Raw genomic sequence first — 26,340 nt, forward strand, 5'->3', positions numbered from 1 at the left:
GCCGGTAAACTGCGCACATGAACTCCCCCGCCCCGGCGCCGGCAAAGGCGCCCATCGGTTCGCTGCGCACGCTGTGGCCCTTCATCCGCCGCCATTCCGGCCTGTTCGCGGCCTGGCTGGTCGCGCTGGCCTGCTCCTCCGCCGCCACCCTGAGCCTGCCGGTGGCGTTCCGGCAGATGATCGACCACGGCTTTTCCAGCGGTACCAACATCGACCGCACCTTCGCCTTCGTGCTGGTGGTGATCGTGGCGCTGGCGCTGGCCACCGCCGCCCGCTACTTCTTCGTCACCCTGCTGGGCGAACGCGTGATCGCCGACCTGCGCAGCCGGCTGTACGCGCATCTGCTGGACCTCGACGCCGGCTTCTACGACCGCAGCCGCACCGGCGAGCTGGTGTCGCGCCTGACCGCGGATGCGGAACTGCTGCGCAGCGTGATCGCTTCCAGCATGTCGGTGGCCCTGCGCAGCAGCGTCACCGTGATCGGCTCGATGGTGATGCTGTTCGTCACCAGTCCGAAGCTGGCGGCGTGGGCGCTGCTGGGCATCCCGCTGGCGGTGGCGCCGATCGTGATCGGCGCGCGCCGCATCCAGAAGGTTTCGCGCGCCAGCCAGGACCGCATCGCCGACGCCAACGCGCTGGCCACCGAGGCGCTGGGCGCGGTGCGCACGGTGCAGGCGCATTCGCGCGAAGGGTACGAGCGCGGCCGCTACGCGCAGGCGATGGCGACCGCCGTGGCCACCGCGCGCAAGCGCATCGGCGCGCAGGCGCTGGTGACCGCGGTCGCCATCAGCTTGATCTTCGGCGCGGTGATCGTGGTGCTGTGGTCGGGCGCGCACGACGTCATCGCAGGGCGCCTCAGCGCCGGCGCGCTGGGCCAGTTCGTGATGTACGCGCTGATCGGCGGCGGCTCGGTGGGCGCATTGGCCGAAGTCTGGAACGAGCTGCAGAAGGCCGCGGGCGGCATGGGCCGCATCCACGAATTGCTTCAGGAAGCGCCGGCCATCGCCGCGCCGGCGCAGCCGCAGGCCCTTCCGGTGCCGGTGCGCGGCGAACTCGTCTTCGAGGACGTGACCTTCCACTATCCGCAGCGGCCGGACGCCGCCGCGTTGGAAGGCTTCAGCCTGCGCGTGCGCCCGGGCGAGACAGTGGCGCTGGTGGGGCCGTCCGGCGCGGGCAAGAGCACCGTGTTCGGGATGCTGCTGCGCTTCCACGACCCGCAATCCGGCCGCATCACGCTGGACGGGATCGACATCCGCACACTCGACCCCATCCGCCTGCGCGAAGCGCTGGCGCTGGTGCCGCAGGCGCCGGTGATCTTCGCCGCCAGCGCCGCCGACAACATCCGCTACGGCCGGCTGGAGGCCAGCGATGCCGACGTCCGCAAGGCTGCGCAATCGGCCGAGGCCGACGACTTCCTCGACGCCCTGCCGGACGGCTTCGCCAGCGAGTTGGGTGAGCGCGGTGCGCGCCTGTCCGGCGGCCAGCAGCAGCGCATCGCCATCGCCCGGGCGCTGCTCAAGGACGCGCCGGTGCTGCTGCTGGACGAGGCCACCTCGGCGCTGGACGCGCAAAGCGAGCGCGCCGTGCAGACCGCGCTGGAGCACCTGATGGAAGGCCGCACCACGCTGGTGGTGGCGCACCGCCTGGCCACCGTGCTCAAGGCAGACCGCATCGTGGTGATGGACCACGGGCGCATCGTCGCCGAGGGCACCCACGCGCAGCTGCTGGCGCAGGGCGGTCTGTACGCGGAGCTGGCGAAGCTGCAGTTCCTGGACAACTGATCCACGCCAAGCGTCGCCGGGCTGTGGGCGCACCGCAGGGGCGCGATCCACCTTGCAGGATGCTGCGAAAGCGTTCGCGCCCCTGCGGTGCGCTTGCTCCTACGGGTTTCGAGATGAAACAAAAACGCCCGGTTCTGACCGGGCGTTTCCATCGTTATTTCTGCTTCCAGCCGCCGCCGGATTCGTACCACCAGCCGGCCCTGGCGCTGGCGATCCACTGCCTGGCGAACACGCCGCGGATCTGCTCTTCCCATTCCGGATGGCCGTTGGCCACCGCCACTTCGCGGTAGACCGCCTTGCGGTCGCGGTTGTCGTCGGCCACCGCGGAGTTCAGCGCCACGCGGTCCTTCAGCTCGACCTTCGAGGCGTCGCGCACGGTGATCAGGCCGTCGCTGGTGAAGCCCAGCGCACCGCTGTCGAAGCCAGCGCGCAGGGTCGCGTTGAAACGGGCCTCCATGCGCGACTGGATGGCCTGGATGGCGGGGGTCTTGATGGTGATGTCGGGCGCGGACTGCGCGCGCGCGCTGCCGATGCCCACCAGCGCCCACGGGTCGAAGCCGGACAGGTCCAGCTCGATCCGGCGCTCCAGCATCGCCATGCCGCCGCCCGCCGCCGGGGTCTGCTTGATCTCGACCTTGTCGGCGTCGTTGATGACCTTCTCGACGAACTCCTTGGCCGCTTCCTTGGCCTCGGCCGCCGGGAAGTACACGTTGATCGTGACGCATGCGCTGAGCAGCAGCGCCGCCGCGACCGGCATGCCCATCAAGTGTTTCATCGCCTTGCTCCTTGGTTGTCCAATCCGGGTTTGCCGTCAGTCCACGACCGGCGCCACGTCGCCCTTGCCGGCCGCGACCAGGCGTTCCACCAGCGTCGGCCAATCGACCGCGCGGTTGAAGCCCACCACGTCCAGGCGCGGGATGCCCTTGCCTTCGACGATAGTAAAGGCGTTTCCCGCTGAACGCAGGCCGGACATCGTGCAGATCTGGTTCTCCAGCCGGCAGCCGATGCCGATGCGGCGGTAGCCGAAGTCGGAGAACAGTCCAATCAATTGGCCCTGCAGGCTGGTGATGAAGGATGCGTCGCCGACGCTGCTGATGTCCTGCACCGCGCGCTGGCTGATGCGCTGGCGCACGCCGGGCTTGGCGTCGGTGACGAACCGCGCGTTGAACGCCACCGGCGTCCAGTCCACCAGCCGCAGGCCGTCGATGCGCCCATCCAGCCGCCCGGTGATGCTGCCGAAGCCCAGCACCTCGGTGAGGCGCAGCAGGTCCAGGTCGTCCATCGCGACGTCGGCGCTGAGGCTGGGCGCGGTGCCGAACGGGCGCTCCAGCGCCAGCGACGAAAACGCCACCCGCCCGTCGAACAGGCCCAGCGACAGCCCGCCGTCGAAGTCGATGCGGTCGTTGGCGTAGTGCACGTGCGGCAGGTCGCCGTCCAGCCGGCCCTGGAACGGCGGCAGGCCCAGCGCCTGCGAGACCTTGCCGAAGTCGATGCCCGCCAGCCGCATGCCGAAGCGGATGTCGGCGCCGGCCGCATCCTGCGGCGGGCGGATGATGACGTCGCGCAGGCCGAGCTGGCCGCCCAGCATCGGCATGTCCACCGCGCCGTCCACGCGCAGCGCGCCGTCGGCGCTGGCGAACGGCAGCCGGGCCGGGCCGAAGGCCAGGCCGTACAGCTGACCGCCATCCCACTGCAGGGCGCTGCCCACCGGCGCGCCGGCGGAATAGCGCAGGTCGCCGCGCAGACCATCGAACACGAAGCGCCCGGCGGGATCGCGCAGGTCCACGCCGTGCAGGCGCGCGTCGATGCCGGCCAGCTGGCCGCCGGCCATCCGTGCGTCGATGTCGATCGCACCGTGCAGGGCGACGTCGCCCAACCCCACCAGGCCCATCCAGCCGGAAAGATAGCGAGGCCGCAGCGGGGCCATGTCCGCGCTGCGCGCCTTCACGTCCAGCGTGTCCAGACTGCCGTCCGGCCCCAGGGTGGCGCTGGCGCTGGCCGCGAGCGCGTCGCCATCGCGCCATTCGATGCGCGGCAGCTGCCAGCCGGCGTCGCCGCGCCGCGCGGCCTCCACCCGCAGCCCTACCGGCGTGGCCGGCAGGGCGACATAGGTATTGCCGGCGAGGAATTCGCCCCCGCGTAGTTCGCCCGCAACCGCCACCTGCGCCAGCCCCGCACTGTTGCGGTAGTCCAGCAGCAGCTCACCGCCCAGCCCCTCGCCGACGATGCTGGAATCGGCATTCTCGAATCCCGCACCGCGCAGCCGCAGGTTGCCCTCCACCCGCAGCGGCGCGCGCGCCGGTGTTGCCAGCTGCAGCTGTCCGTCCAGCGTGCCGGCCTTCAACCGGCCCTGCGGCCAAGCCTGCGCCAGCAGCGCCTGCGCCCAGGCCAGCGGCACCGCGCGCAGGTCGAAGCGGGTGAGATCGGGCGCAGCGGCGTTGCGATCCAGCGCCAGCCGGGCATCGCCGCGGGCCAGCGATGCATGCGAGGTAGCGGCGTCGAACGCCAGCGCCAGCCGCAGCGGCGCGGCGCCGCCTTCGCGCAATTCGCCTTCGCACTGCCAGCCGCCGCGCGCGGTGCGCCGCAGCGGGCAGCGCCAGTGCAGATCGCGGAAGCGGTAGCCGAGGTCCGGCGCGTCCACCCGGCCGGCCCAGAGCTGCAGCTCGCCGGCCGCCGCGCCCTCCGGCCAGTCCAGCCGCAAGCGCACCTGCGCCAGGGTGCCGACCGCCGTGGTGACCCGCTCCGCCCGCAGCTGCGCCACCCGCGCCGAGGCCCAAGCGGGCGCCAGCAGCGCGCCGAGGCACAGGCAAAGCAGTAGGATCGGGCGCGACATCCACGCAGCATACAAAGGCCGGGAGGTCCCGCGATGAATCCTTCCCCTGCACCGCCGGCTGGCCCGCCGCGCCTGCTGCTGGTCGAGGACGATCCGGTGAACGCCGCCTTCCTGGCCGGCGCCGCCGCGGCGCTGCCCGCGGACGTGGTGCAGGCCGCTTGCCTCGCCGAAGCCGAGGCGGCGTGCCGCGCCGGCGCGTTCGACCTGTTCCTGTTCGACGCCAACCTGCCGGACGGTCGCGGCGAGGACCTGCTGCGCGCGCTGCGCGGGGCCGGCATCGCCACCGTGGCGCTGGCGCACACGGCCGACCTGACCCCCGACCAGCACGCGCGGCTGCGCGCCGCGGGCTTCGCCGAGGTGCTGCACAAACCGCTGCCGGTGGCGGCGCTGCATGCGGCGCTGCGGCGCGCCCTGCCCGCGCACGCCGGGGCGCGACCCTGCTGGGACGATGCCGCGGCGCTGGCCGCGCTGGGCGGCCAGCCCGCGCACGTGCAGGCCCTGCGCGCGATGTTCCTGGCCGAGCTGCCGGGCCAGCGCCTGCGCATCGCGGAAGGGATCACCAGCGGCGACCTGGCGACGGTGCGCGGCGAGTTGCACCGGCTGGTCGCCAGCTGCGGCTTCGTCGGGGCCGCGCGGCTGGGCGACGCGGTGCACGCGCTGCAGGCCGCTCCGCTGGATCCCGTCGCGCTGCAGGCGTTCACCGCCGCGATCGACGCGCTGCAACCCGCTGCGTAAGCGCCCTACAGATGCGCAATCACCTTCGCAGAAGCGCATCGACCGCGCGCGAAGGCTAAGGCAGGGGCGCGAGACGCATACGCGGCATCACCCAAGGGACATCGCGCCCTTTCGGTTGCGCTTTCCGGGGATGCGCGCAAACCGCGGGACTGGGCCGCACCGCGGCGGCATCGGCCCCGCGCCGCGTCCATTTGCTCTCTCCGGAACGTACCGCCGCAGCGCGAAGGGCTCGACACGTCTTTCGCAGGAGCACCGCAGGAGCGCACATGCGTTCGCGACATCGCGCGAAGCGCCTGCCGCCTCTTCAGCGCACGCCTACGAAGCGCTGCCGCGCAGTTCCGCCAGCAGCGCGCGGGTGACCGGATCGTCGGCCTCGCGCTCGCCGCGCAGCGCCGGCAGCAGCGCGTTGGCGACCTGCTTGCCCAGCTCCACGCCGAACTGGTCGAACGCGTTGATGCCCCACAGCACCGACTGCAGGTAGACGCTGTGCTCGTACAGCGCGATCAGCATGCCAAGTGACTGCGGCGTCAGCGCATCCAGCAGCAGCAGCGTGCTCGGGCGGTTGCCGGGATAGCGGCGGTGCGGATCTTCGCTGTCGCGGCCATTGGCCAGCGCTTCGGTCTGCGCCAGCAGGTTGGCCAGCAGCGCGGCGTGGTTGGCAGCAAACGGGTGGTCGGCACGAACCACGCCGATGAAATCCGCCGGCACCACCTGGGTGCCCTGGTGCAGCGCCTGGAAAAAGCTGTGCTGGGTATCGGTGCCGGCCCCACCCCACCAGACCGGCACGGTGTGCCACCCGATCTCGCTGCCATCCAGCGCCACCTGCTTGCCCAGGCTTTCCATCACCAGCTGCTGCAGGTAGCTGGGCAGCAGCCGCAGGCGCTCGTCGTAGGGCAGCACGGCCTGGGTGGCGGCGTGCAGGGCGTTGCGGTTCCAGATCGCGGTCAGCGCATGCCACACGGGGATGTTTTCGCGCAGTGGCGCCGCCAGCGCGTGCGCATCAAGCGCCGCCGCACCTTCCAGCAGCGCCTCGAAGCGATCCATTCCCAGCGCCAGCGCGATCGGGAAACCGACCGCCGACCACAGCGAATAGCGCCCGCCCACCCAGTCCCACATCGGCAAGGTGCGCTCGGGCGGGATGCCGAAGTCGGCCACGCGCCCGGCGTTGGTGCTGACCGCGTAGAGGCGCGCGTCGTCGCCCAGCCAGGCGCGGACGATGCCGCCATTGAGCAGCGTCTCCTGCGTCCCGAAGGTCTTGGAAATCATGATCGCGGCGGTACGCCGCGGATCCAGCCCGGCCAGCACGCGCTGCGCCGCGTTGCCGTCCACGTTGGAGAGGAAGTGCACCCGGAAGCGCGCGTCGGGCTGCGCCAACGCATCCACCACCAGGCGCGGCCCGAGGTCGGAACCGCCGATGCCGATGCTGACGATGTCGGTGACGTCGCTGGCGGCAAGCCCCTCGGCCAGCTCGCGCATGCGCAGCTGCGCGGACAGCGCCTGCGCCCGTGCCGCCAGAGCGAAGGCGGAGCCGGCGGCGGTACCGCGCAGGGCGCCGTGCAGGGCCGCCCGCCCCTCGGTCGCGTTGACCTCTTCGCCGGCCAGCAGCTGCCGCATCGCCGCGGCCAGGTCGGCGCGCTCGGCGATCGCGAACAGGGCGTCCAGCGCCGCGCGGTCGTAGCGCTGCCTTGCGAAGTTGGCGTAGAGCGGCCCGCAGCGCAGGGCGAAATCGCCGGCGCGGGCGGGATCGGCGGCCAGCAGGGCCGCCAGCGTGGTGCCGGAAAGCCGGTCGGCCTGCGCCTCCAGACCCTCCAGCAGGCCAGCCATCCCGGTCAGGCCGCCTGCTTGGGCATGGAGTGGTTGGTGTGGGTCAGCCGGTTGTCGCGGTCCACGTACACGCAGGTCGGCTTGTGCGCCGCGGCCTCCTCGGCATCGCACTGCACGTAGGCGCAGATGATGACCAGGTCGCCGACGCGGGACTTGTGCGCCGCCGCGCCGTTCACCGAGATCACCCCGCTGCCTTCCTCGCCGCGGATCGCGTAGGTGGAGTAGCGCTCGCCGCTGGTGACGTCGTAGATGTCGATGCGCTCGTATTCGCGGATGCCGGCGATATCGAGCAGGCGGCCGTCGATCGCGCAGGAGCCTTCGTAGTGCAGCTCGGCGTGGGTGACGGTGGCCCGGTGGATCTTGCCCTTGAGCAGGGTCAGTTGCATGGTTTTCGACTCCGGTGGAACCGGCCGGATGTCCGGCCCGCGGGAAAAGTATAGGGCGGCTTTCCGCGCTGCAACAAACGGGGTCTTCACGGCCCCGGCGCGGTCCGCGGATCAGGCGTGCGCGGCGAGCTCGAACTCGAGGTTGTCGATGAGCCGGGTTCGCCCCAGCCGCGCAGCCACCAGCGCCACCTGCGGGCCAGGCTGGCCGTCCGCCGGCTCACTGAAGTCCGGGCGCCGCAGCACCGCGTAGTCGGGCACGAAGCCGGCGGCGCGCAGGGCGGCGTCGGCGTCGGCTTCGACCTGCGCGCGCGGCAGGCCGGACAATGCGGCATCGCGCATCGCCCGCAAAGTGCGGTGGATCGCCGGCGCGATGGCGCGCTCCTCCGCCGACAGGTACTGGTTGCGCGAACTCATCGCCAGCCCGTCGGGCTCGCGGACGATTTCGCCGGCCAGGATCTGCACAGGCATCTGCAGGTCGGCCACCATCTGCCGGATCACCGCCAGCTGCTGGAAATCCTTGCGGCCGAACGCGGCGACGTCCGGCTGCACCTGGTTGAACAGGCGCGTCACCACGGTGCACACGCCGTCGAAATGGCCGGGGCGGCAGGCGCCCTCCAGCACCGCGCTGACGCCCGGCACCTGCACCTTCGCCGCCAGCTCCACCCCGAACGGGTACATCGCCTCCACTTCCGGCAGCCACAGCGCGTCGCAGCCGGCGGCTTGCAGGCCGCTGGTGTCGGCGTCGGGGGTGCGCGGATAGCGGGTGAAATCCTCGCTCGGGCCGAACTGGGTGGGATTCACGAACACGCTGGAAACCACCCGGTCGGCATGGCGGCGCGCCAGCGTCACCAGCGAATAGTGGCCGGCATGCAGGTTGCCCATGGTCGGCACGAAGCCGACGCGCAGGCCCTCGCGCCGCCAGCCGGCGATGGTGGCGCGCAGTTGTTCGAGTCGGGTGATGGTCTGGATCACAGGGGGCGCTCTGGTTGGACGAAGCCCCTTCCCATCCGGGAAGGACGGCGCTGCACGGCCGCAGCGGGGCTGCGCGGCTAGGTGTACGAATGCGCCTTGTCGGGGAAGGCGCCGCTGCGCACCGCCTCGGCATAGGCCCGCACGGCACCGGCAACGGACCCGCCTTCGGCGAGGAAATCCTTGACGAACTTGGGCTTGCGGTGGCCGGTATCGAGCCCCAGCAGGTCATGCAGCACCAGCACCTGGCCATCGCAGCCGGAACCGGCGCCGATCCCGATGGTCGGGATCGGGCTGGCTGCGGTGATCTCGGTGGCCAGCTCGGCGGGCACACCCTCCAGCACCAGCAGGGCTGCGCCCGCTTCGGCCACGGCCAAGGCTTCCGCGCGCAGGCGCTCGGCGGCGGACTGCTCTCGCCCCTGCACCTTGAACCCGCCCATCTTCAGCACCGACTGCGGGGTCAGGCCGAGGTGGGCGCAGACCGGGATCTCGCGCTCGACCAGGAAGCGGATCGTCGCCAGCTTGTGGCCGGCGCCCTCCAGCTTGACCATCGCGGCCCCGGCCTGGATGAAGCGCACCGCCGCCGCGTGCGCCTGTTCCGGCGTGGCGTCGCTGCCGAACGGGAAATCGGCGATCTTCAGCGCGTGCCTGGCACCGCGGGCAACCGCGGCGGTGTGGTAGACGATGTCCTCCACCCGCACCGGCAGGGTGGAGTCGTGTCCCTGCACCACCATGCCCAGCGAATCGCCGATCAGGATCAGGTCGATCCCGGCATCGTCCAGGACGCGCGCGAAGCTGGCGTCGTAGCAGGTCAGCATGGTCAGCCTGCGGCCCGCCTCCCGCGCCTGGGCGAGCTGCGGCACGCTCCAGGACTTCTGTTCGGCATGTACGCTCATCGCGGTTTCCGGCTGGTCAGGGTCCGCATTATCGCGCAGAACCCGGGGCGGACCGCCTGCCCCGGATCAAGCACCTTCGATTGGTTCCACGCCGGCGGCATCGACATGCCGAAGCGCCTCGCCCACGCTGCCGTGGCCTGGGAAAGGTTCGCCGGCGGCGATCTCGGCCAACGGCACCAGCGCGAACGCGCGTTCGTGCAGGTGCGGATGCGGCACCCGCAGGCCCGGCTGGTCGATGGCGGCATCGGCGTACAACAGCAGGTCCAGATCGAGCACGCGCGGGCCCCAGCGCGTTGCGGCCGCCTCGTCGTCGCGCAGGCGACCGGCGGCGCGCTCGATGGCCAGCAGCTGCGCCAGCAGCGCCTGCGGGGCGAGCGAGGTTTCCAGCAGTGCCGCCGCGTTGACGTAATCCGGCTGGTCGGTGCGCCCCCAGGCCAGCGTGCGGTACAGCCGCGACGTCGCCAGCAGGCGACTGCCGGGCAGCGCGGCCAGCGCGCGGAAGGCAGCGCGCAGCGCCCGCACAGGATCGCCGAGGTTGCCACCCAGGCCGATGCAGGCCCGGGCCGGCATCGGGCCGACTTGCTCTTGGCTCACGACCTGCGGCGACGACGGCGACGACGAGGCGCAGCAGCGGCGTCCGGGTCGGCGTCGGCGTCGGCGTCGGCATTTTCGTCCTGCATCTCGCCCGCCTCGCCCGCCTCGTTGGCGGCCACCGCAACCGCCGGCTGCAGTTGCACTTCGCGCCAGAAGGCCACGTCGTCGGCATGCGAATCCGAGGCGGCCAGGCGCAGTTCGAGGAAATCGATGGCAGCACGGAAGCGCGGATGCGCCAGCAGCCGGAACACGCGCTTGCGCTGGCGCAGCGAGAACCGCGGCTGCAGCAGCCAGATCTCCTGCATCGGCAGCGAGAAACGGCGCGGCAGCGCGGTGCGCGCCACCTGGTGCATGGTGACGCGGTCGGCGGCGCGGCGCTGTGCCTCCGTCGCGTGCACGCCCTGTGCCTGCAGTTGCGCCAGTGCGCGGCAGTACGCAGGCCACAGCAGCACCGCGTACAGGAACGCCGGCGAGACCGGCTCGTCGTTGGCCACACGCGCGTCGGTATTGCGCAGCCCCTGCACCAGCATGCGCCGCAGCGCGCCGGAACTGTTGGAGGACAGCGCCTTTGCGGTTTCCGGCAGCAGCGCGGGCAGCAGACCATGCGCTTCCAGGTGCTCGAAGCTGGCCACCGCATGGCCGGTCAGGAACAGCTTGAGGGTCTCCTCGAACAGCCGCGCCGGCGAGGCATCGGCCAGCAGCGGCGCCAGCCGCGGCAGCGGTTGGGCGGTGGCGGCCTCGATGGTGAAGCCCAGCTTCGCCGCCAGCCGCGCCGCCCGCAGCATGCGCACCGGGTCTTCGCGGTAGCGCGCTTCCGGCTCGCCGATCAGGCGCAGCAGCCGTGCCTCCACGTCGGCATAGCCACCGACGTAGTCGCGCACCGAGAAGTCCTCGATCGCGTAGTACAGCGCATTGGCGGTGAAGTCGCGGCGCACCGCGTCGTCCTCGATGCTGCCGTAGATGTTGTCGCGCAGCAGGCGGCCGCCGTCGTCGGTCTGGCGATCCCCTTCGTCGTCGCCGCCGTTGGCGCGGAAGGTGGCGACCTCGATGATCTCGCGCCCATAGACCACGTGCGCCAGCCGGAACCGGCGGCCGATCAGGCGGCAGTTGCGGAACAGCGCCTTGATCTGCTCCGGCGTGGCGTCGGTGGCGACGTCGAAGTCCTTGGGTTCGCCGCCGATCAGCAGGTCGCGCACCGCGCCGCCCACCAAGTAGGCGCCGAAGCCGGCTTCGCGCAGGCGATACAGCACCCGCAGTGCGTTGGGACTCATCTGCTTGCGGGACACACCGTGGACGTCGCGCGGAATCACGCGCAGTTCCGGGACGACGGGGAAGTTGGAGCGTTCGAGTTGGGTCATGCGCTGCGATTGGCGGAAACGGGGCGTTGCCAGAGGCAGACGCAGCCTTTTATACTAGCAAGCTCGACACGCCCTCCGGCAATGTCGGGCCGGTCGTCCAACCGGCTGCAACAATGCTCCCTTCGTCTAGAGGCCCAGGACGTGGCCCTCTCAAGGCTAAAACACGGGTTCGAATCCCGTAGGGAGCGCCATACAACAAAAAGACCCCGTGTCGATGACACGGGGTTTTTTGTTGTTCCCCCTCTGCAGATCCGAACCCGCAGCGCTCGACCGGATTCGCCGGGAGCGATTCCGGACAGCCGTAAGCTGGGCGCAAGGGCGCGGCATTGGGATGTTCCGCGTCTACCCGTGGCGACGCAATCGCCTCGAATTGGGCGGGACTGAAACCCGTCCTATATGAGCCGCGATGCCTTCGCGGGTGCGCCGGCATGCAGCCCCAACGGATCCGCCATCGGCCGCGATCCCGGCGATTGCGATGCCCTGCCATGCGCGCCCGGCTCGCGCAGCAGCGCCACCTTCGCGGCATGTTCGTCCGCAGGCGCCAACCCGGGCAAGGCGCGGAACTCGCCGCCCACCAGCGACGCCACCGGCACGCCGTCGCGCAACAACAGCCGCGCGCCCGGCTGGCGCGGCACCTTGTCGCCCGCCAGCAGCGTCCCGGCCAGATTGAGCGGATCGTTGGCCGACACCGCGATCATCGCGCCGTCGTGCGGGCGCTTGCGGATCGCACGCAGCGCGGCCACCGCTTCCGGCAGCGCGAACTGCTGGCCCACCACGCCGGCGAGGAAGCGCCCACCGCGGATTTCGCCGCGCGCTTCCAGCCGCTGGTACTCGCGCAGCAGCTCGCGCCACGGCGGCAACCATGCGGCCTCGCGCTCCAGCAGGCGCCAGCAGACCACCCCATAGCGGCGCAGCAGGACGCGGGCGACGTGCTCGATCGAGGCCGGGTCCGTGGCGGTTTCCACCGCAGGCCGCCACACCAGGCTCCAGCGCCCGGCATCCGCGATCCCGGTCAGCGACGCACGACGGCCGTGGCGGGCATAACCCGACGGCTTCTTCGCCGCCGGCAGCAGCAGCGCGCGCAGGCCGGAGAAGCTGTCGCAGCTGGCGCGGCCGCGCGCGACCAGCTCGGCCAGCGCGTCTTCCAGTTCGGTTTCCAGCAGGCGGGCGGCATCCAGCAGTTCGTCGAAGAACAGCGCGCCGCGCTGGCGCAGGCAGTCCTCCACCTTCTGCGCGCGCGAGGACAACGGCACCTCCTCGCCGGACTGCTGGCCCGCCGCCAACCCGGTCCACCGGCCCAGCTCCCGGCGCGGCAGCAGCACGATGGGGGCGGCCCGCACCAACGTTGCCCCGCCCTCGCCGCCCGTGCGCAGGCGCGTCCAGGCAATGCGGCCGGCGCCGCACAGATCGTCCAGCCAGGCGATGGAATAGTCCCGGACGCGCGCCGGCAGCAGTTCGCTTTCCCACGCACCAGCAGCCGCCTCGAAGCCTTCCAGCTGCGCCAGCACGCCGGCCAGCGCGTCCGGCCCCTGCACGCGCGCGGCCGGCGACAGCCGCTGCCAGTCGCACAGGAAGCGCACGTAGTCGCGCACGTCCACCGGCTCGATCTCACGCCGCAGCCGCGCCACCGTATTGCGGTGGATGCGCGCCAGCAGCAGGCGCTCGCACCATTCGTCACAAGGAGCGTGCGGACGGAAGCGGCCACGCATGGCGTAGCCCTCCTGCTCCAGCGCCAGCAGCGCGAACTCGACCTCGTCGGGTGGCGCCGCAAGCACCGCCGCCAGCGCCGCTGCGGTCGTCACGCCCGAGGCAGACAGGCGGCTGCGCACCAGCTCGCGCAGCGCGTCCTCGCGCGTCCAGTCGGCGCTATAGCTCGCCGGCACCGCAACTTCGGGGACTGCGGCTGCATCCGCATGCACCGCACGCAGCTGCGGGAAGCGTTCGGCGGCACTCCACAGGCCCGCATTGCCGAGCTGCAGCAGGGTCGCGCGCGCGTCGGCCGCCAGCCGCGCCAGCAGCGGCAGCCAGCCTGACGCCTCCGCCTCGCCCGCCGTAACCACGCCCAGTGCCATCAGCGCGTCGTGCATCTCGTCCGGGGTCCCCGCCAGCGGCCAGGCATCCTCGGCCACCGCGTCGATCGCACCCGGATCGAGCCGGCCAAGGTCGCCAACCTGCTGCGCGCCGCCGCGGCCGCGCGCGACCACCGCCTGGGTACGGCGCTCCTCCAGCGGCGCGTCGTCGAGGAAAGCGTAGGGGCGCGCGCTCAGCACCTCGGCGGTGAACGGCGACGGCCCGGTCAGGTCGCGCGCGGTGACCTGCACTGCGCCCGACTCCAGCCCGCGCAGCAGCGCCAGCCAGCCGTCGACGTCCATGGCTTCATGCAGGCAGTCCTGCAGGGTCTGCGCCACCAGCGGATGGTCGGGCACCTCGCGCTCGCCGACGATGTTTTCCAGGCAGGCCACCTGGTCCGGGAAGACCGTGGCCATCAGGTCTTCCGACTTCATCCGCTGCAGCTGCGGCGGCACTTTCTTGCCGCCGCTGAAGCGCGGCAGCGCAAGCGCGGTGGTGGCATTCCAGCGGAACCGCGCCGGGAACAGCGGCGCGTCCAGCAGCGCCTGCACCAGCACATCCTTGGCGCTGGCCGAATGCAGGTAACCGATCACCTCGATCAGCGGGAAGCTGTGGCTGGTGGACAGCGACAGGATGATCGCGTCCTCGGTCGCGGCGGCCTGCAATTCGAAGTTGAACTTGCGGCAGAAGCGCTTGCGCAGCGCCAACCCCCAGGCCTTGTTGATGCGGCTGCCGTAGGGCGAATGGATCACCAGCTGGGTGCCGCCGGATTCGTCGAAGAACCGCTCCAGCGCGATGTGCGCCTGGGTGGGCAGTATGCCGAAGCCCGCCAGCTGCGCCGAGGCATAGGCCACGATCTGCGACGCGGCGGACTCGCCCAGCGCCAGCTCATCGCGCAGCCAATGCAACGCCGCGGCCTCGCCTTCGCGCTCCAGTCGCTCCTGCAGCAGCGCGCGGAAGCGCGACACACTGGCTGACAATTCAATGCTGCGGCCCGGCGCCTCGCCCAGCCAGAACGGAATACTGGGCGGCTGGCCCTGCGCATCCTCCACACGCACCCGCCCGCTTTCAACGCGCAGGATGCGGTAGCTGGCATTGCCGAGCTGGAACACGTCGCCGGCGATGCTCTCGATGGCGAAGTCTTCGTTGACCGTGCCGATGGTGATGGCCTGCGGCTCCAGCACGACGGTGTAGTCGCCGACGTCGGGGATGGTGCCGCCGGACTGGGTCGCGGTCAGCCGCGCGCCCTTGCGCCCGCGCAGCTTGCGGTGCACGGCATCGCGATGCAGGTAGCTGGCGCGTTGGCCGAAGCGGGTGGAGAAGCCCTCCGCCAGCATCTTCAGCAAGCCATCGAACTCCGCGCGCGGCAGCGACGCATACGGCCACGCCCGCCGCACCAGCGCGAACAGGTCGTCCTCGTCCCACTCGCGCGCCGCAACCTCGGCCACGATCTGCTGCGCCAGCACGTCGCGCGGCGCCGGCGGCATGACCAGCGCGTCCAGCTCGCCGCGGCGCACCGCATCCAGCAGCGCCGCGCATTCCATCAGCTCGTCGCGGGTGCTGGCGAACAGCCGCCCCTTGGGCACGCCGCCGACCTGGTGGCCGGCGCGCCCCACCCGCTGCAGGAAGGCGGCGATGCTGCGCGGCGAGCCGATCTGGCAGACCAGGTCGACATCGCCGATGTCGATGCCCAGCTCCAGCGAGGCGGTGGCGACCAGCACCTTCAATTCCCCGCGCTTGAGCCGCTGCTCCGCATCCAGCCGCAGCTCCTTGGCCAGCGAACCGTGGTGTGCGGCCACGTGCTCCCTGCCCAGCAGCTCGCCGAGGTGGCGGGCAGCGCGCTCCGCCATCCGGCGGGTATTGACGAAGACCAGGGTGGTCGCGTGCTGCTCCACCAGTTCGGCGATGCGCGAGTACACCAGCTCCCACTGCGCGTTCGACATCACCGCTTCCAGCGGTACCGGCGGCAGTTCCAGCGCAAGATCGCGCTGGCGCGCGTGGCCGATATCGACGATGGCGCAAGAAAGGCAAGAAAGGGGGTCAGGTTCACTTTCCGAAGATGCCGCCGCGGCCGGCAGGTCCACTTCGGTGGAAAGTGAACCTGACCCCCTTTCTCCTGTGTCAGGGACAATTTCCTGGCTGGAAATTGTCCCTGACACCATTTTTCCGGTCAGGAACTTCGCCACCTCCTCGATCGGTTTCTGTGTCGCCGACAGCCCGATACGCGTGGCCCGCCGTCCGGTCAGCGCGTCCAGCCGCTCCAGCGACAGCGCCAGGTGGCTGCCGCGCTTGTTCTGCACCAGCGCGTGGATCTCGTCGACGATCACCGTGCGCACGCCGGCCAGCATCGCCCGCCCGGACTCGGAGCCCAGCAGCACGTACAGCGACTCCGGGGTGGTGGCGAGGATATGCGGCGGCCGCTTGCGATGCAGGGCGCGCTCGGACTGCGGGGTGTCGCCGGTGCGCACGGCGGTGCGGATGTCCACGTCGGGCAGGCCCAACCCCGCGAGCTCGGCACGGATACCCGCCAGCGGCGCGTCCAGGTTGACGTGGATGTCGTTGGAGAGCGCCTTCAGCGGCGAGACGTACAGCACCAGGGTGGTGGCCGGCAGCCCCTGCGACAGACCCTCCCGCACCAGCGCGTCGATGGCGGTGAGGAAGGCGGTCAGGGTCTTGCCCGAACCGGTGGGCGCGGCGACCAAAGTGTCGCGGCCGGCGGCGATGGCCGGCCAGGCCGCGATCTGCGCCGGCGTGGGCGCCGGAAACGCGCGCGCGAACCAGCTGGCGACCGCGGGGTGGAAGTCGCCGAGGGCCGCGTGCAGGGGCGCTTGCTCAGGCATGCCGGCATTATCCGCCGCCCGCGGAAGGGCCGGATGAATGGCATGGCGGAAGGCGAAGCGGATCTGCGCGGTCACCCGCGCAGGCTGCGGGTAGCCGGTCTCACCGGTTGCGACTCAGCGCACCTCCGGCAAGCCGCCGGGCACGCCCCGCGGCGACAGCAGCAGCTGCCAGAGCTGGTTGCGGCGGACCCGGAAGCTGGCCATCGATGCCGCCAGGTAGAACTGCCACATGCGCCGGAAACGCGCGTCGTAGCGCGGCGGCAGGCGCTCCCAGGCGGCCTCGATATTGGCCCGCCAGGCCTGCAGGGTGCGGTCGTAGTCGGGACCGAAGCCGTGCCAGTCCTCGACCACGAAGCGCCCTTCCAGCGCCGTGGCGATCTGCGCGGCGGAGGGGATCATCGAATTGGGGAAGATGTAGCGCGCGATCCACGGGTCGGTGTGGCGGGTCGAAGTATTGCTGCCGATGCTGTGCAGCAGGGCCAGGCCGCCGTGCTCCGCGGCCGGGTCGAGGCTGCGCCGGACCACCTCGAAGAACGTGCCGTAGTTGCGCACCCCCACGTGTTCGAACATGCCGATGGACAGCACCCGGTCGAAGGCGTGCGGTTCGATGTGGCGGTAGTCCTGCAGGCGGATCTCGATGGGCAGGCCCGCGCACAGCTCCCGCGCATGGGCGGCCTGCTCGGCGGAAATGGTCACGCCCACACCGCGCACGCCGTAGCGTTCGGCGGCGAATTGCAGCGCCTCGCCCCAGCCGCAGCCGACGTCCAGCACCCGCATGCCCGGGCGCAGGCGCAGCTTGCGGCAGACCAGGTCGAGCTTGGCTTCCTGGGCGGCGTCGAGATCGTGCGCATCGCGCCAGTAGCCGCAGCTGTAGACCAGTCGCCGGCCCAGCATGGCGGCATAGAACTCGTTGCCCAGGTCGTAATGGCGCCGGCCGACCTCGCCGCTGCGGCGCTCGACCTGCAGGTTGAGCAGCCGCGCGCGCAGCCCGTCGGCCATGTCGGCAACCCCATGCACGCGTTCGTCCAGGCGCGCCTGCAGCAGCCGCGCCAGCAACCCGTCCAGCGACGGCACGTCCCACCAGCCGTCCATCCACGACTCACCAAGTCCGAGCGAGCCCTGCGCCAGCACCCGGGCATGGAAGCGCTGGTCGTGGATTACCGGGTCGCACTCACTGCCGCCGTCCAGATGGACGCCGGCAGTGGCCAGCAGCCCGGCGACGCGGTCGCGGAGCGGGTGGATCGCAGGCATGTTCGCCTCCGACCCGCAGCTTAGCGCAGCCGGGTGCCGTCAGCCCGGACGGAACAGGGGCCGGTACTCGGCGGCCACCAGCGGCAGCAGCACCCGCGCCGGCACGTCCACGGCGACCGTGCCCACCACGTAGGGAGCGACCTGGTAGGGCGGGAACACGAAGCGCAGCGCGCGGATGCTGCCGTCGGCGTTCATCACCGGCTCGAAGCGGGCGAAACTGGCGGCCGATGGCGCAGTACCGTCATCGATCATCCGGCTGCGCAGCGCCATCTGCCCGGCACGCGCTTCCCCTTCCAGCGCCTCCTCGTCCAGCGACGCCGACAGGGCGGTCATCAGCTGCTCGCGCACGTAGGCCGACACCGGAACCCAACCGTCCGCATCCGGGATCAGCTGCTCCGCGGCGAGCATCTGCTGCCGCTGCGGCAGCCAGACGAAGCGCTCGACCAGCGGGGCGCCGTGCGCGCCTCCGGTGTAGGTGCTGCCGTCGGCCGCCACCGCCACCACCCGCGGCGTCTCCACCACCATGCTGAACTGCAGGCTGAGATCGTAGGGCGCGCGCGGCTTCGCCCCCTTCAACCCGGAGACCGCCTGCATCAGGTCGGTGCGCGCCGCCTCGGCGTAGGCATGCAGCGCCTGCGCGAGGGGCGGGTAGGCAGCCGCCTGCGCCGGGTAGCTGATGCCGACGATGTAACCCGGGGTCGTTTCGATCACGTCCTTCAGCACGACCGGGGCCGCGGCCCCGGCGGGCGCGACGGTTTCCCCCGGCGCGGGCGCGGCGGCGGCCGGTGGGGCGTCATCGCGCTTGCAGCCCGCCAGCAGGACCGGCAACAGGGCCAGGGCGGCGACGCGTGGAATCAGACGGGGAAAATCGCTCATGGCGCAACAGGGGATTGGGGGAGAATCGGCCGATTGCCGCGCGCATAGTTTGGCATGCACGCCACGGGCGCCCCTCACCCGCTCCGCGTCCACCCATGCGAATTCGCCATGGCCCGGAAACGACAAAGCCCGGCCGGAGCCGGGCTTTGCGTGCGCCAAGGCGCAGGCGGATTACATCGCCTGCACTTCGTCGGCCTGCAGGCCCTTCTGGCCCTGCACGACCTTGAAGGAGACCTTCTGGCCTTCCTGCAGGGACTTGAAGCCGGTGCCCTGGATCGAGCGGAAGTGGACGAAAACGTCCGGGCCGCTTTCCGGGGTGATGAAGCCGAAGCCCTTGGCGTCGTTGAACCACTTGACGGTGCCGGTCTGACGATCAGACATGTTGTTACTCCATTGAACAGTTGGTCATGTAAACACGGCTGGCGATACCGGCCGCGACTGTCGAGCAAGGGGTAACGCACACGATGAGCGGATCACGACGGATCTACCACATCGGGTCACGATGTACCGTGATCCCGCTTGAAACAGTGGGCGAACCTTAACCTGTTTTTGACGGCAATGGCGCATTCCGGCAAAGATTTTTTTTGGCCGGTCGTTTTTGCCTACCAGTCGGCGTGATCGGGCAGCAAACCGCGCAGTTCCGCGTCGGTCAGGTTGCGCCACTGGCCGGGCTTGAGGTGGCCCAGCTTGACGTTGCCAATCCGCGCCCGGTGCAGCTGCTTCACCCGGTAGCCGAAGTGGGCCGCCATCAGCCGGATCTGCCGGTTCAGGCCCTGGGTCAGGACGATGCGGAAGCCGAACCGGCCCAGCCGGCCGGTCTTGCACGGCAACGTGGCCTCCCCGTGCACCGGCACCCCGCCGCGGGCCATGGCGCGCAGGAACTCGTCGGTGACCGCGTTGTTCACCGCTACCAGGTATTCCTTTTCCAGCTTGTTCTCGGCGCGCAGGATGCGGTTGACGATGTCGCCGTTGCTGGTCAGCAGGATCAACCCCTCGGAATCCTTGTCCAGCCGGCCGATCGGGAAGATCCGCTGCTCGTGGCCGACGAATTCGACGATGTTGCCCTTGACCGCCTCGTCGGTGGTGCAGGTGATGCCCACCGGCTTGTTCAGGGCGATGTAGACGTGCCGGCGCTTGCCCTTGGCGGCAACGCGGGCCGCCAGCGGATTGCCGTCGATGCGGACTTCGTCGCCCTCCCCGACCTCGGCACCGATGCGGGCGCGGATGCCGTTCACGGTGACGCGGCCCTCGGCGATCAGGCGGTCGGCCTCGCGGCGGGAGCAGTGGCCGGTATCGGCGATGTGTCGGTTGAGGCGCATGGGGCGGGCATTCTACCCGCCCCGGCCGGCTCAGGCGCGCAGCGCCTCGAATTCCGGGTGCCGGCGCATCCACGCGTCGGCGTAGGAGCACTGCGGATCGACCTTGAGCCCGGCATCTCGGGCATAGGCCAGCGCCGCCCGCACCAGCTCGCCGGCGATCCCGCGGCCGCCGATCTCGGGCGGCACGATGATATGGGTGATGGTCAGGCGCCCCTCGTCCTCGATGTAGTCGAGGCGCGCGGCGTGGCCTTCGGCCTGGGTGACAAACCGCTGTTCGGGGACTTCGTGCAGGATCTCGGTCATGGCTGTTCTCCGTCGTTGCGGCCCTATCCCAGCAGGCTGCGCGTGAAGTGGCCGGCAACGCCAGGCCGCAGCAGCAGGGTGAACAGCACGCCGTAGGCCGCGCCCCACAGATGCGCACTGTGGTTGACGTTGCCACCGCCGCGCCGGTCCATCCAGATGCTGTAGCCGACGTAGAGGATGGCGAACAGGAAGGCCGGGATCGGCAGCGGGATCGGGAAGATGATCAGCTTCGACCACGGGTCGAACAGGATCGCCGCGAACAGCACCGCCGCCACCCCGCCGGACGCGCCCAGACTTCGGTAGTTCGGGTCGCGCTGATGCTTCATGTAGGTCGGCAGTATCGAGACAACGATCGCCGACAGGTAGAACAGCAGGTAGCCGACCGGCGAGATCCATTCGGAGAACACCCGCTCCACCTGCATGCCGAACGACCACAGGGTGATCATGTTGAACAGCAGATGGGTCCAGTCGGCGTGGATGAAGCCGTAGCCCAGCAGGCGGTCGTACTGGCGGTTGCGGGTGACCGCGGGCGGCCACAGGATCAGCCGGCCCAGCAGGCGCTGGTCGTTGAAGGCGCGCCAGCTGACCAGCACGGTGGCGGCGATGATGGCGAGGGTGAACATCGGTCAGGCCGCCCGGTAGTTGTCCTGCATCGGGTAGGTGCGCGCGTAGGCGGCGAACGCCAGCGCGGCCACGAACGCGAACGCCGCGAAGAAGAACATCAGCACCGCGTTCTCGCTGTAGCCGGTGGCGGCGATCCGCGCAGTAACCGCGTCATTGCGCACCGCGGCGTTGGTCAGCAGCACCCACAGGCTGCCGAAGGTGCTGGTGAGGTACCAGAACGCCATGATCACGCCCTTCATCGCCACCGTGGCCTGGCTGTAGGCGAACTCCAGCGCGGTGGCGGAGACCAGCACCTCGCCGAAGGTCAGCAGCAGGTAGGGCCAGGTCTGCAGCGCCAGCGAGGTCTGCGCGCCGCTGTCGATCTGCAGCTGGATGAGGCCGGCGATGACCCAGGCGATGCCCGAGAACGCGATGCCCCAGCCCATCCGCCGCAGCGGGGTGGGTTCGAAGCCGATCCGGCGCAGCGCCGGGTACAGCAGCACGTTGTTGAACGGGATCAGCAGCATGATCAGCAGCGGGTTCAGCGCCTGCATCTGCCCTGCTTCACTGACCAGCCAGCTCGGCCACCACCAGGCCTCGTGCGGCACCGTCATCGCCTTGCCCTGGATCACCCAGGTGCTGGCCTTCTGGTCGAACAGCGACCAGAACGGCGTGGTCAGGGCGAACACGATCAGGATCCGCAGCACCGCGCGCACGCCGTCCACCGCCGCGTCCGGGTGCCGGCCGCGCGCGCGCTCCAGCTGCATCGACACGCCGATGCCGCCGAACGCGATCAGCGCACCCAGCGCCAGGCAGGCGGTGATGATGAAGTGGAAGTCGGCCGGCCAATACGGCACCGCGACGCCGAATGCCGCCTGCAGCAGCCAGCATCCCAGCATCGCCACCGCCAGCAGCGCGCCAAATCCAGCCACCAGCAACCCCGGCCTGCCCTGCCCCGGCGCCTGCGCCAGCAGCGCGCTGCGCGCCACGTTGAGGAAGGAATGCGGGTCTTCGCCACGGGTGGGCGGCACCCGCACGTATTGCTTGCGGCCCAGCCAGAAGATGAAGGTGGCGATGAACATCAGCACGCCGGGGATGCCGAACGCCACCGCCGGGCCGAGGTCGCGCAGGAACAGCGGCATCAGCAGCGAGGCGAAGAAGCTGCCGAAGTTGATCGTCCAGTAGAAGCCGTCGAAGACCAGCTTGGCCAGGTGCTTGTTGGCGGTGGTGAACTGGTCGCCGCAGAAACTCACCACCAGCGGCTTGATCCCGCCACTGCCCAGCGCGATGAGGAACAGGCCGGTGTAGAAGCCGTTGCGGCTGTCCTCGAACAGCGCCAGGCAGGCATGGCCGGCGCAGTAGATCAGCGAGAACCACAGCACGGTGTTGTACTTGCCGAAGTAGCGGTCGGACAGCCAGCCGCCCAGCAGCGGGAAGAAGTACACCCCGATGACGAAGCTGTGGAACACGTCCTTGGCGACGCCCTGCCGCTCCGCCTCCGGCACATAGGCCAGGATCACGCTGCTGACCAGGAACTGCACCAGGATGTTGCGCATCCCGTAGAAGCTGAAGCGCTCGCACGCCTCGTTGCCGATGATGTAGGGAATCTGCCGGGGCAGGCGGGCGGTCGGTGCGGCCGTCGTCTGGCTCATGCGTGGCTCTTTGCTGGGGTTGCGGGAAGCCTAACCGATGCGGGGCTTACGCCCATTCGGTCAGCCCTTCGCGTTCGTACAGGGCCTTGAAGGTCGGCCGCGCCTTCATCCGCTTCGCCAGCTCGGCCAGGCGCGGGGCGTCGGTGGCCGGCGACGGCGAATTGCGCGACCAGCGCATCAGCATCACCAGGTAGAAATCCGCGACGCAGGGTGCATCGCCCAGCAGGTACGGCCCATGGGCCTGCAGGTGCGTATCGATCCTCTGCCAGTGCGCGGCCAGCCGGCGCGCGCAGTGCGCATGCACCGCCTCGGCATTGGCTTCGCCGGCCACCTCGCCCGGGTACCACCACTGCCGCAGCAGCGGCTGCACTTCGTTGGCCAGGTTGAACATCCATTGCAGGAAGTCCAGCCGCTGCGGATCGCCAACAGCGGGCATCAGCCCCGCCTGCGGGTGGGTTTCCGCCAGCCACAGCGCCAGCGCCGCGGCCTCGTGCTGCGGCTTGCCGTCGATCACCAGGGTCGGCACCACCCCGCTGGGATTCAGCGCCAGGTATTCCGGCGACTTCTGCGCGCGGCTGGCGAAGTCCACCAGACGCAGTTCGTGCGGAAATTTCAGCTCCAGCAGCAGCCAGTGGACGAGGAAGCTGGCAGAACCGGGGGCGTAGTAGAGCGTCGCGGCCATGGCGGAAATCCGGTGGAATGCAGCTTCCATCTTCGCACGCCGTCCGCCAAGACTTACGACAGGCAACAGGCGGATGGCACTGGGCTACCATCGGGCGGTTGACCCGGAGACCCATGATGCGCCGCCACTTGCTCGCCCTTGCCCTGCTGTCCATCGCCACGTCCGCCCCGTCCGCCGCGCACGCGGCCAAGCCCGACCTGACCACCGTGGCCGAGCGCAGTGGCTACCGGCAGACCGGCCGCTACGACGAGGTGATCGCGCTGTGCGATGCCTACCAGCAGGCCTGGCCGCAGGCGGTGCGCTGCTTCGATTTCGGCACCAGCCCGCAGGGCCGGCCGATAAAGGCGATGGCGGTGTCCACCCGCGGCGCGCTGACGCCCGAGGAGGCGCGCGCGCAGGACCTGCCGGTGGTGCTGGCGCAGGGCGGTATCCACGCCGGCGAGATCGACGGCAAGGACGCCGGCTTCGGCCTGCTGCGCGACCTGCTGCGCGGCAAGGCCGGCAAGGGCCTGCTGGACAAGACCGTCCTGCTGTTCGTGCCGGTGTTCAACGTCGATGGCCACGAAAACTTCAAGGCCTGGAACCGCCCCAACCAGCGCGGCCCGGAGGAAATGGGCTTCCGCACCACCGCCCAGCGCTACAACCTCAACCGCGACTACGTGAAGGCCGACGCGCCGGAGATGCGCGCGATGCTGGCGCTGGTCAATGCCTGGGATCCGCTGGTGGCGCTGGACCTGCACGTCACCGACGGCGCCAAGTTCCGCCACGACATCTCTATCACCGGCGAGCCGGTCAATTCCGGCGACGAAGCGCTGCGCGCGGCCGGACGCGGCTTCCGCGACGGCATCATCGAAAAGCTGAAACAGCGCGGCTCGCTGCCGGTGGCGTTCTACCCCAGCTTCGAGGAGGAGGACGACCCGGCCTCGGGCTTTGCCGACGGCGTCAGCACGCCGCGCTTCTCGCACGGCTATTTCCCGCTGCGCAACCGCGTCGGCATCCTGGTCGAGACGCATTCCTGGCAGCCCTACCCCAACCGCGTGCGCGCCACCTACAACACCGTGCTGGCCGCGCTGGAACTGGCCGCCGAGCATGGCCCGCAGTGGCGCCAGCTGGAGCTGGAGGCCGATGCCCGCGCCGCCGCGCTGGGCGGCCAGCCGGTACCGCTGGACTACGCCACCACCGATGCGAAGCGCTTCATCGAATTTCTGGGTTACGCCTACACCCGCACGCCGTCGGAGATCTCCGGCGCCAGCATGACCCGCTACGACGAGCGCACCCCGCAGCTGTGGATGCTGCCGCTGCGCGATACCGTGGTGCCCGGCCGCACGGTGGAAGCGCCGAAGGCCGGTTACCTGGTGCCGCCGGAACACGCTGCGCAGGTCGGCGCCCAGCTGCGCATCCACGGCATCGACTATCGCGTGCTGGAAACCGCCACCGCGCAGGCGGCGGTGCAGGCCTTCGACGCCGACAGCGTGAAGTTCTCGCCAACGCCGATGGAAGGCCACCAGCGCGCAACCCTCGCCGGCACCTGGGAGCCCGCCACCGCCGACCTTGCCGCCGGCACGCTGTTCGTCCCCATCGCCCAGCCGAAGGCCCGCCTGGTGATGGCGATCCTGGAGCCGCAGGCGCCGGACTCGATGGCCGCCTGGGGCGCGTTCAACAACGCCTTCGAGCAGAAGGAGTACATGGAAGCCTACGTCGCCGAGGAACAGGCCCGGCTGATGCTGGCGCGCGACCCGGCGCTGAAGGCCGAGTTCGAGAAGAAGCTGAAGGACGATGCCGCGTTCGCGAAGAACCCGCGCGCACGCCTGGACTTCTTCTACCGTCGCCACCCGGCCTGGGACGCCGGCTACAACCGCTACCCGGTGCTGCGTACCACCAGGGTGTACTGAAGTGCGGACGCTCATCCCGCTGCTGGCGGTGCTGCTGTGGATGCCCGGGGGCGACGCCGCCGCACGCGCCAAAACCACCACCGCGCGGGTACTGTTCGTCGGCAACAGCCTGACCTATGTCGGCAATCTGCCCGCGGTGTTTTCCGCGATGACCAGGGCCAACGGCTATCCCGTTGACAGCGACATGATCGTGCGCGGCGGTGCGACCCTGGCGCAGCGGCTGGACGACGGCACCATCGCCAAGGCGCTGGACAGCCGCAAGTACTCGGTCCTGGTATTGCAGGAGCGCGGCGGCGAGTTGATCTGCGCCTTCGGTGCGGAATCGTGCGCGGACTCCCGGGCAGCACTCGACGCCATCGCAGGCCTGGCGAAGCAGAATGGCGTCGCCACCATCGTGCTGTTGGGGACCTACCAGTCGCTGCCGGCCGCCTCCACCGCCACGGTCGAGCGGGAGGCCGCCGCCGCAGCGCAGGCCGGTCTCGCTTACGTGGAGGTATCGCAAACACTGGGCCGCTTGGTCGCCCTACGCCCGGGGGCCGCCTGGTTCGACACCGATGGCGTGCATCCCGGCAGGGACCTGACGCTGCTGCAGGCAGTGTTGCTATACCGGCAGATCCTGGGAACGCTGCCCGCTGCGGAACCCGTGTTCGTGAGCGCCCCCATCTACGGGGTCCAGAGCGGGTTGACCGAAAGGCTGCGCGCCGCCAATGCGCCGGCACCCCAGCCGCGCACCCGGCGTGCCATCAGCTTTTCGGCCAAGGCCGTGCGCGAGCTGCTCGACAGTCTGCCTGCCGATCGGTAGCCGTCCCGCCACCCGGGTTGTCCAGCACCCCGACAACACTCAGCATTTTTCGTACTTCCAGTTGCGGCGCTTGCCCGCGGCCATCCACTCGATGGCCTGCGCCAGCCGCTTCGTGCGGGTTTCCGCGCGCTTGGCCTCGACGATCCACTCGATGTATTCGCGCCGGCATCCCGGCGGGAAGGCGTCGAAAGTCGCGTTTGCCGCCTTGTTGTGCGCCAGTGCGGCGGCAAGATCCTCGGGCGTATCCGGGGCGGGCCGCGGCGCCGGCTTGCGCTTGGGCGACTTCAGCCCGGCCTCGTTGAGCTGCATCGCCTTGCGCAGATGTGCAAGCAGGGTCGTTCGCGGCGGCAGGTCGTCCAGCGAGGTCATCTTGCCGTAGCTGCCCATGCCATCGCGCGGCTCGCCCTCGCCCACCACATCCGCGTGCCTCCAGAACCCGAACGAGACGTGCTGCTTGAACGCCGCCATCCCGCACAGGATGCCGCCGGCATGGCTGAAGCTGGGCATGCCCCATTTGATCGATTCCTCGACCTCGGGACAGGCTTCGTGCACCAGCGCGCGCGCATGGCGCAGGATCGGCTGCGCGAACGGCGCGGCGCGCTCGATGTAGGCGTCGATGCGGGGGTCGCGGGCCATCTGCTTGCCTGCCTGGGAAGTCCGCGCCATTCTGCACC

The 26,340-nt window shown here is 70.4% G+C and carries 22 protein-coding genes and 1 tRNA gene; 5 read left to right on the plus strand and 18 right to left on the minus strand.

Annotated elements, in window-relative coordinates:
* Nucleotides 1–17 precede the first annotated feature (17 nt).
* Nucleotides 18–1,781: an ABC transporter transmembrane domain-containing protein gene (locus SPK54_RS10295; RefSeq protein ID WP_330947813.1), complete on the plus strand. Its 1,764-nt coding sequence runs from the start codon at nucleotides 18–20 to the stop codon at nucleotides 1,779–1,781.
* Nucleotides 1,782–1,935: 154 nt separating this feature from the next.
* Here SPK54_RS10295 and SPK54_RS10300 read toward each other — a convergent pair whose 3' ends face one another.
* Together SPK54_RS10300 and SPK54_RS10305 are read right to left on the minus strand one after the other, a co-directional pair.
* On the minus strand, nucleotides 1,936–2,556 hold the full coding sequence (locus tag SPK54_RS10300) for a YdbL family protein (RefSeq protein WP_330947814.1): 621 nt from the start codon (nucleotides 2,554–2,556) through the stop codon (nucleotides 1,936–1,938).
* Between the two features lie 36 nt (nucleotides 2,557–2,592).
* Nucleotides 2,593–4,614, minus strand: a complete 2,022-nt coding sequence (locus SPK54_RS10305; RefSeq protein ID WP_330947815.1) for a hypothetical protein — start codon at nucleotides 4,612–4,614, stop codon at nucleotides 2,593–2,595.
* Between the two features lie 33 nt (nucleotides 4,615–4,647).
* Between SPK54_RS10305 and SPK54_RS10310 the strand changes: the two genes are divergently transcribed.
* Nucleotides 4,648–5,349: a response regulator gene (locus SPK54_RS10310; RefSeq protein WP_330947816.1), complete on the plus strand. Its 702-nt coding sequence runs from the start codon at nucleotides 4,648–4,650 to the stop codon at nucleotides 5,347–5,349.
* Nucleotides 5,350–5,664: 315 nt separating this feature from the next.
* Here the strand turns inward: SPK54_RS10310 and pgi are convergent, their stop codons facing one another.
* The 6 genes from pgi to pcnB all read right to left on the minus strand — a co-directional run bounded on the left by pgi (nucleotide 5,665) and on the right by pcnB (nucleotide 11,376).
* Nucleotides 5,665–7,173 carry a glucose-6-phosphate isomerase gene (gene pgi, locus SPK54_RS10315; protein WP_330947817.1) on the minus strand — a complete coding sequence of 503 codons (1,509 nt, stop codon included), beginning with the start codon at nucleotides 7,171–7,173 and terminating at the stop codon, nucleotides 5,665–5,667.
* A 5-nt stretch (nucleotides 7,174–7,178) separates the two neighbouring features.
* Complete coding sequence (gene panD / locus SPK54_RS10320; RefSeq protein WP_038053446.1) at nucleotides 7,179–7,559, minus strand: aspartate 1-decarboxylase; 381 nt, start codon at nucleotides 7,557–7,559, stop codon at nucleotides 7,179–7,181.
* A gap of 111 nt (nucleotides 7,560–7,670) precedes the next feature.
* Complete coding sequence (panC, locus tag SPK54_RS10325) at nucleotides 7,671–8,531, minus strand: pantoate--beta-alanine ligase (protein WP_330947818.1); 861 nt, start codon at nucleotides 8,529–8,531, stop codon at nucleotides 7,671–7,673.
* A 77-nt stretch (nucleotides 8,532–8,608) separates the two neighbouring features.
* Nucleotides 8,609–9,424 carry a 3-methyl-2-oxobutanoate hydroxymethyltransferase gene (panB, locus tag SPK54_RS10330; RefSeq protein WP_330947819.1) on the minus strand — a complete coding sequence of 272 codons (816 nt, stop codon included), beginning with the start codon at nucleotides 9,422–9,424 and terminating at the stop codon, nucleotides 8,609–8,611.
* A 66-nt stretch (nucleotides 9,425–9,490) separates the two neighbouring features.
* Nucleotides 9,491–9,994 carry a 2-amino-4-hydroxy-6-hydroxymethyldihydropteridine diphosphokinase gene (gene folK, locus SPK54_RS10335; RefSeq protein WP_330947838.1) on the minus strand — a complete coding sequence of 168 codons (504 nt, stop codon included), beginning with the start codon at nucleotides 9,992–9,994 and terminating at the stop codon, nucleotides 9,491–9,493.
* A 20-nt stretch (nucleotides 9,995–10,014) separates the two neighbouring features.
* Nucleotides 10,015–11,376, minus strand: coding sequence for a polynucleotide adenylyltransferase PcnB (gene pcnB, locus SPK54_RS10340; protein WP_330947820.1), 1,362 nt, complete (start codon nucleotides 11,374–11,376; stop codon nucleotides 10,015–10,017).
* A 115-nt stretch (nucleotides 11,377–11,491) separates the two neighbouring features.
* On the opposite strand from pcnB, the gene SPK54_RS10345 reads away from it, so the two are divergent.
* Nucleotides 11,492–11,567: transfer RNA gene (locus tag SPK54_RS10345), tRNA-Glu, on the plus strand.
* A gap of 201 nt (nucleotides 11,568–11,768) precedes the next feature.
* On the opposite strand, the gene SPK54_RS10350 is transcribed toward SPK54_RS10345, so the two are convergent.
* From SPK54_RS10350 to SPK54_RS10390, 9 genes are all read right to left on the minus strand, one after another.
* Complete coding sequence (locus tag SPK54_RS10350; RefSeq protein WP_330947821.1) at nucleotides 11,769–16,286, minus strand: DEAD/DEAH box helicase; 4,518 nt, start codon at nucleotides 16,284–16,286, stop codon at nucleotides 11,769–11,771.
* A 114-nt stretch (nucleotides 16,287–16,400) separates the two neighbouring features.
* Nucleotides 16,401–17,537: a cyclopropane fatty acyl phospholipid synthase gene (cfa, locus tag SPK54_RS10355; RefSeq protein WP_330947822.1), complete on the minus strand. Its 1,137-nt coding sequence runs from the start codon at nucleotides 17,535–17,537 to the stop codon at nucleotides 16,401–16,403.
* A gap of 39 nt (nucleotides 17,538–17,576) precedes the next feature.
* The gene (locus SPK54_RS10360; protein WP_330947823.1) at nucleotides 17,577–18,413 is read right to left on the minus strand and encodes a DUF3298 and DUF4163 domain-containing protein; all 837 of its coding nucleotides are present in this window, start codon (nucleotides 18,411–18,413) and stop codon (nucleotides 17,577–17,579) included.
* A gap of 171 nt (nucleotides 18,414–18,584) precedes the next feature.
* Nucleotides 18,585–18,794: a cold-shock protein gene (locus SPK54_RS10365; protein WP_139717747.1), complete on the minus strand. Its 210-nt coding sequence runs from the start codon at nucleotides 18,792–18,794 to the stop codon at nucleotides 18,585–18,587.
* A 221-nt stretch (nucleotides 18,795–19,015) separates the two neighbouring features.
* Nucleotides 19,016–19,732: a pseudouridine synthase gene (locus SPK54_RS10370; RefSeq protein WP_190281463.1), complete on the minus strand. Its 717-nt coding sequence runs from the start codon at nucleotides 19,730–19,732 to the stop codon at nucleotides 19,016–19,018.
* Nucleotides 19,733–19,762: 30 nt separating this feature from the next.
* Nucleotides 19,763–20,035 carry a GNAT family N-acetyltransferase gene (locus SPK54_RS10375; RefSeq protein WP_330947824.1) on the minus strand — a complete coding sequence of 91 codons (273 nt, stop codon included), beginning with the start codon at nucleotides 20,033–20,035 and terminating at the stop codon, nucleotides 19,763–19,765.
* Between the two features lie 23 nt (nucleotides 20,036–20,058).
* Nucleotides 20,059–20,658, minus strand: coding sequence for a rhomboid family intramembrane serine protease (locus SPK54_RS10380; RefSeq protein WP_330947825.1), 600 nt, complete (start codon nucleotides 20,656–20,658; stop codon nucleotides 20,059–20,061).
* A gap of 3 nt (nucleotides 20,659–20,661) precedes the next feature.
* Nucleotides 20,662–22,290: an MFS transporter gene (locus SPK54_RS10385; protein ID WP_330947826.1), complete on the minus strand. Its 1,629-nt coding sequence runs from the start codon at nucleotides 22,288–22,290 to the stop codon at nucleotides 20,662–20,664.
* A 46-nt stretch (nucleotides 22,291–22,336) separates the two neighbouring features.
* On the minus strand, nucleotides 22,337–22,972 hold the full coding sequence (locus SPK54_RS10390) for a glutathione S-transferase family protein (protein WP_330947827.1): 636 nt from the start codon (nucleotides 22,970–22,972) through the stop codon (nucleotides 22,337–22,339).
* 113 nt (nucleotides 22,973–23,085) lie between these two features.
* On the opposite strand from SPK54_RS10390, the gene SPK54_RS10395 reads away from it, so the two are divergent.
* A complete protein-coding gene (locus tag SPK54_RS10395) occupies nucleotides 23,086–24,864 on the plus strand; it encodes a M14 family metallopeptidase (RefSeq protein WP_330947828.1) in 1,779 nt (592 codons plus the stop codon).
* A gap of 1 nt (nucleotide 24,865) precedes the next feature.
* On the plus strand, nucleotides 24,866–25,666 hold the full coding sequence (locus SPK54_RS10400) for a hypothetical protein (protein ID WP_330947829.1): 801 nt from the start codon (nucleotides 24,866–24,868) through the stop codon (nucleotides 25,664–25,666).
* 39 nt (nucleotides 25,667–25,705) lie between these two features.
* Here SPK54_RS10400 and SPK54_RS10405 read toward each other — a convergent pair whose 3' ends face one another.
* On the minus strand, nucleotides 25,706–26,302 hold the full coding sequence (locus SPK54_RS10405; protein ID WP_330947830.1) for a YdeI/OmpD-associated family protein: 597 nt from the start codon (nucleotides 26,300–26,302) through the stop codon (nucleotides 25,706–25,708).
* Nucleotides 26,303–26,340 lie beyond the last annotated feature (38 nt).

The sequence above is a fragment of the Thermomonas sp. LB-4 genome (assembly GCF_036409385.1).
In the GTDB taxonomy this organism is placed as follows: domain Bacteria; phylum Pseudomonadota; class Gammaproteobacteria; order Xanthomonadales; family Xanthomonadaceae; genus Thermomonas.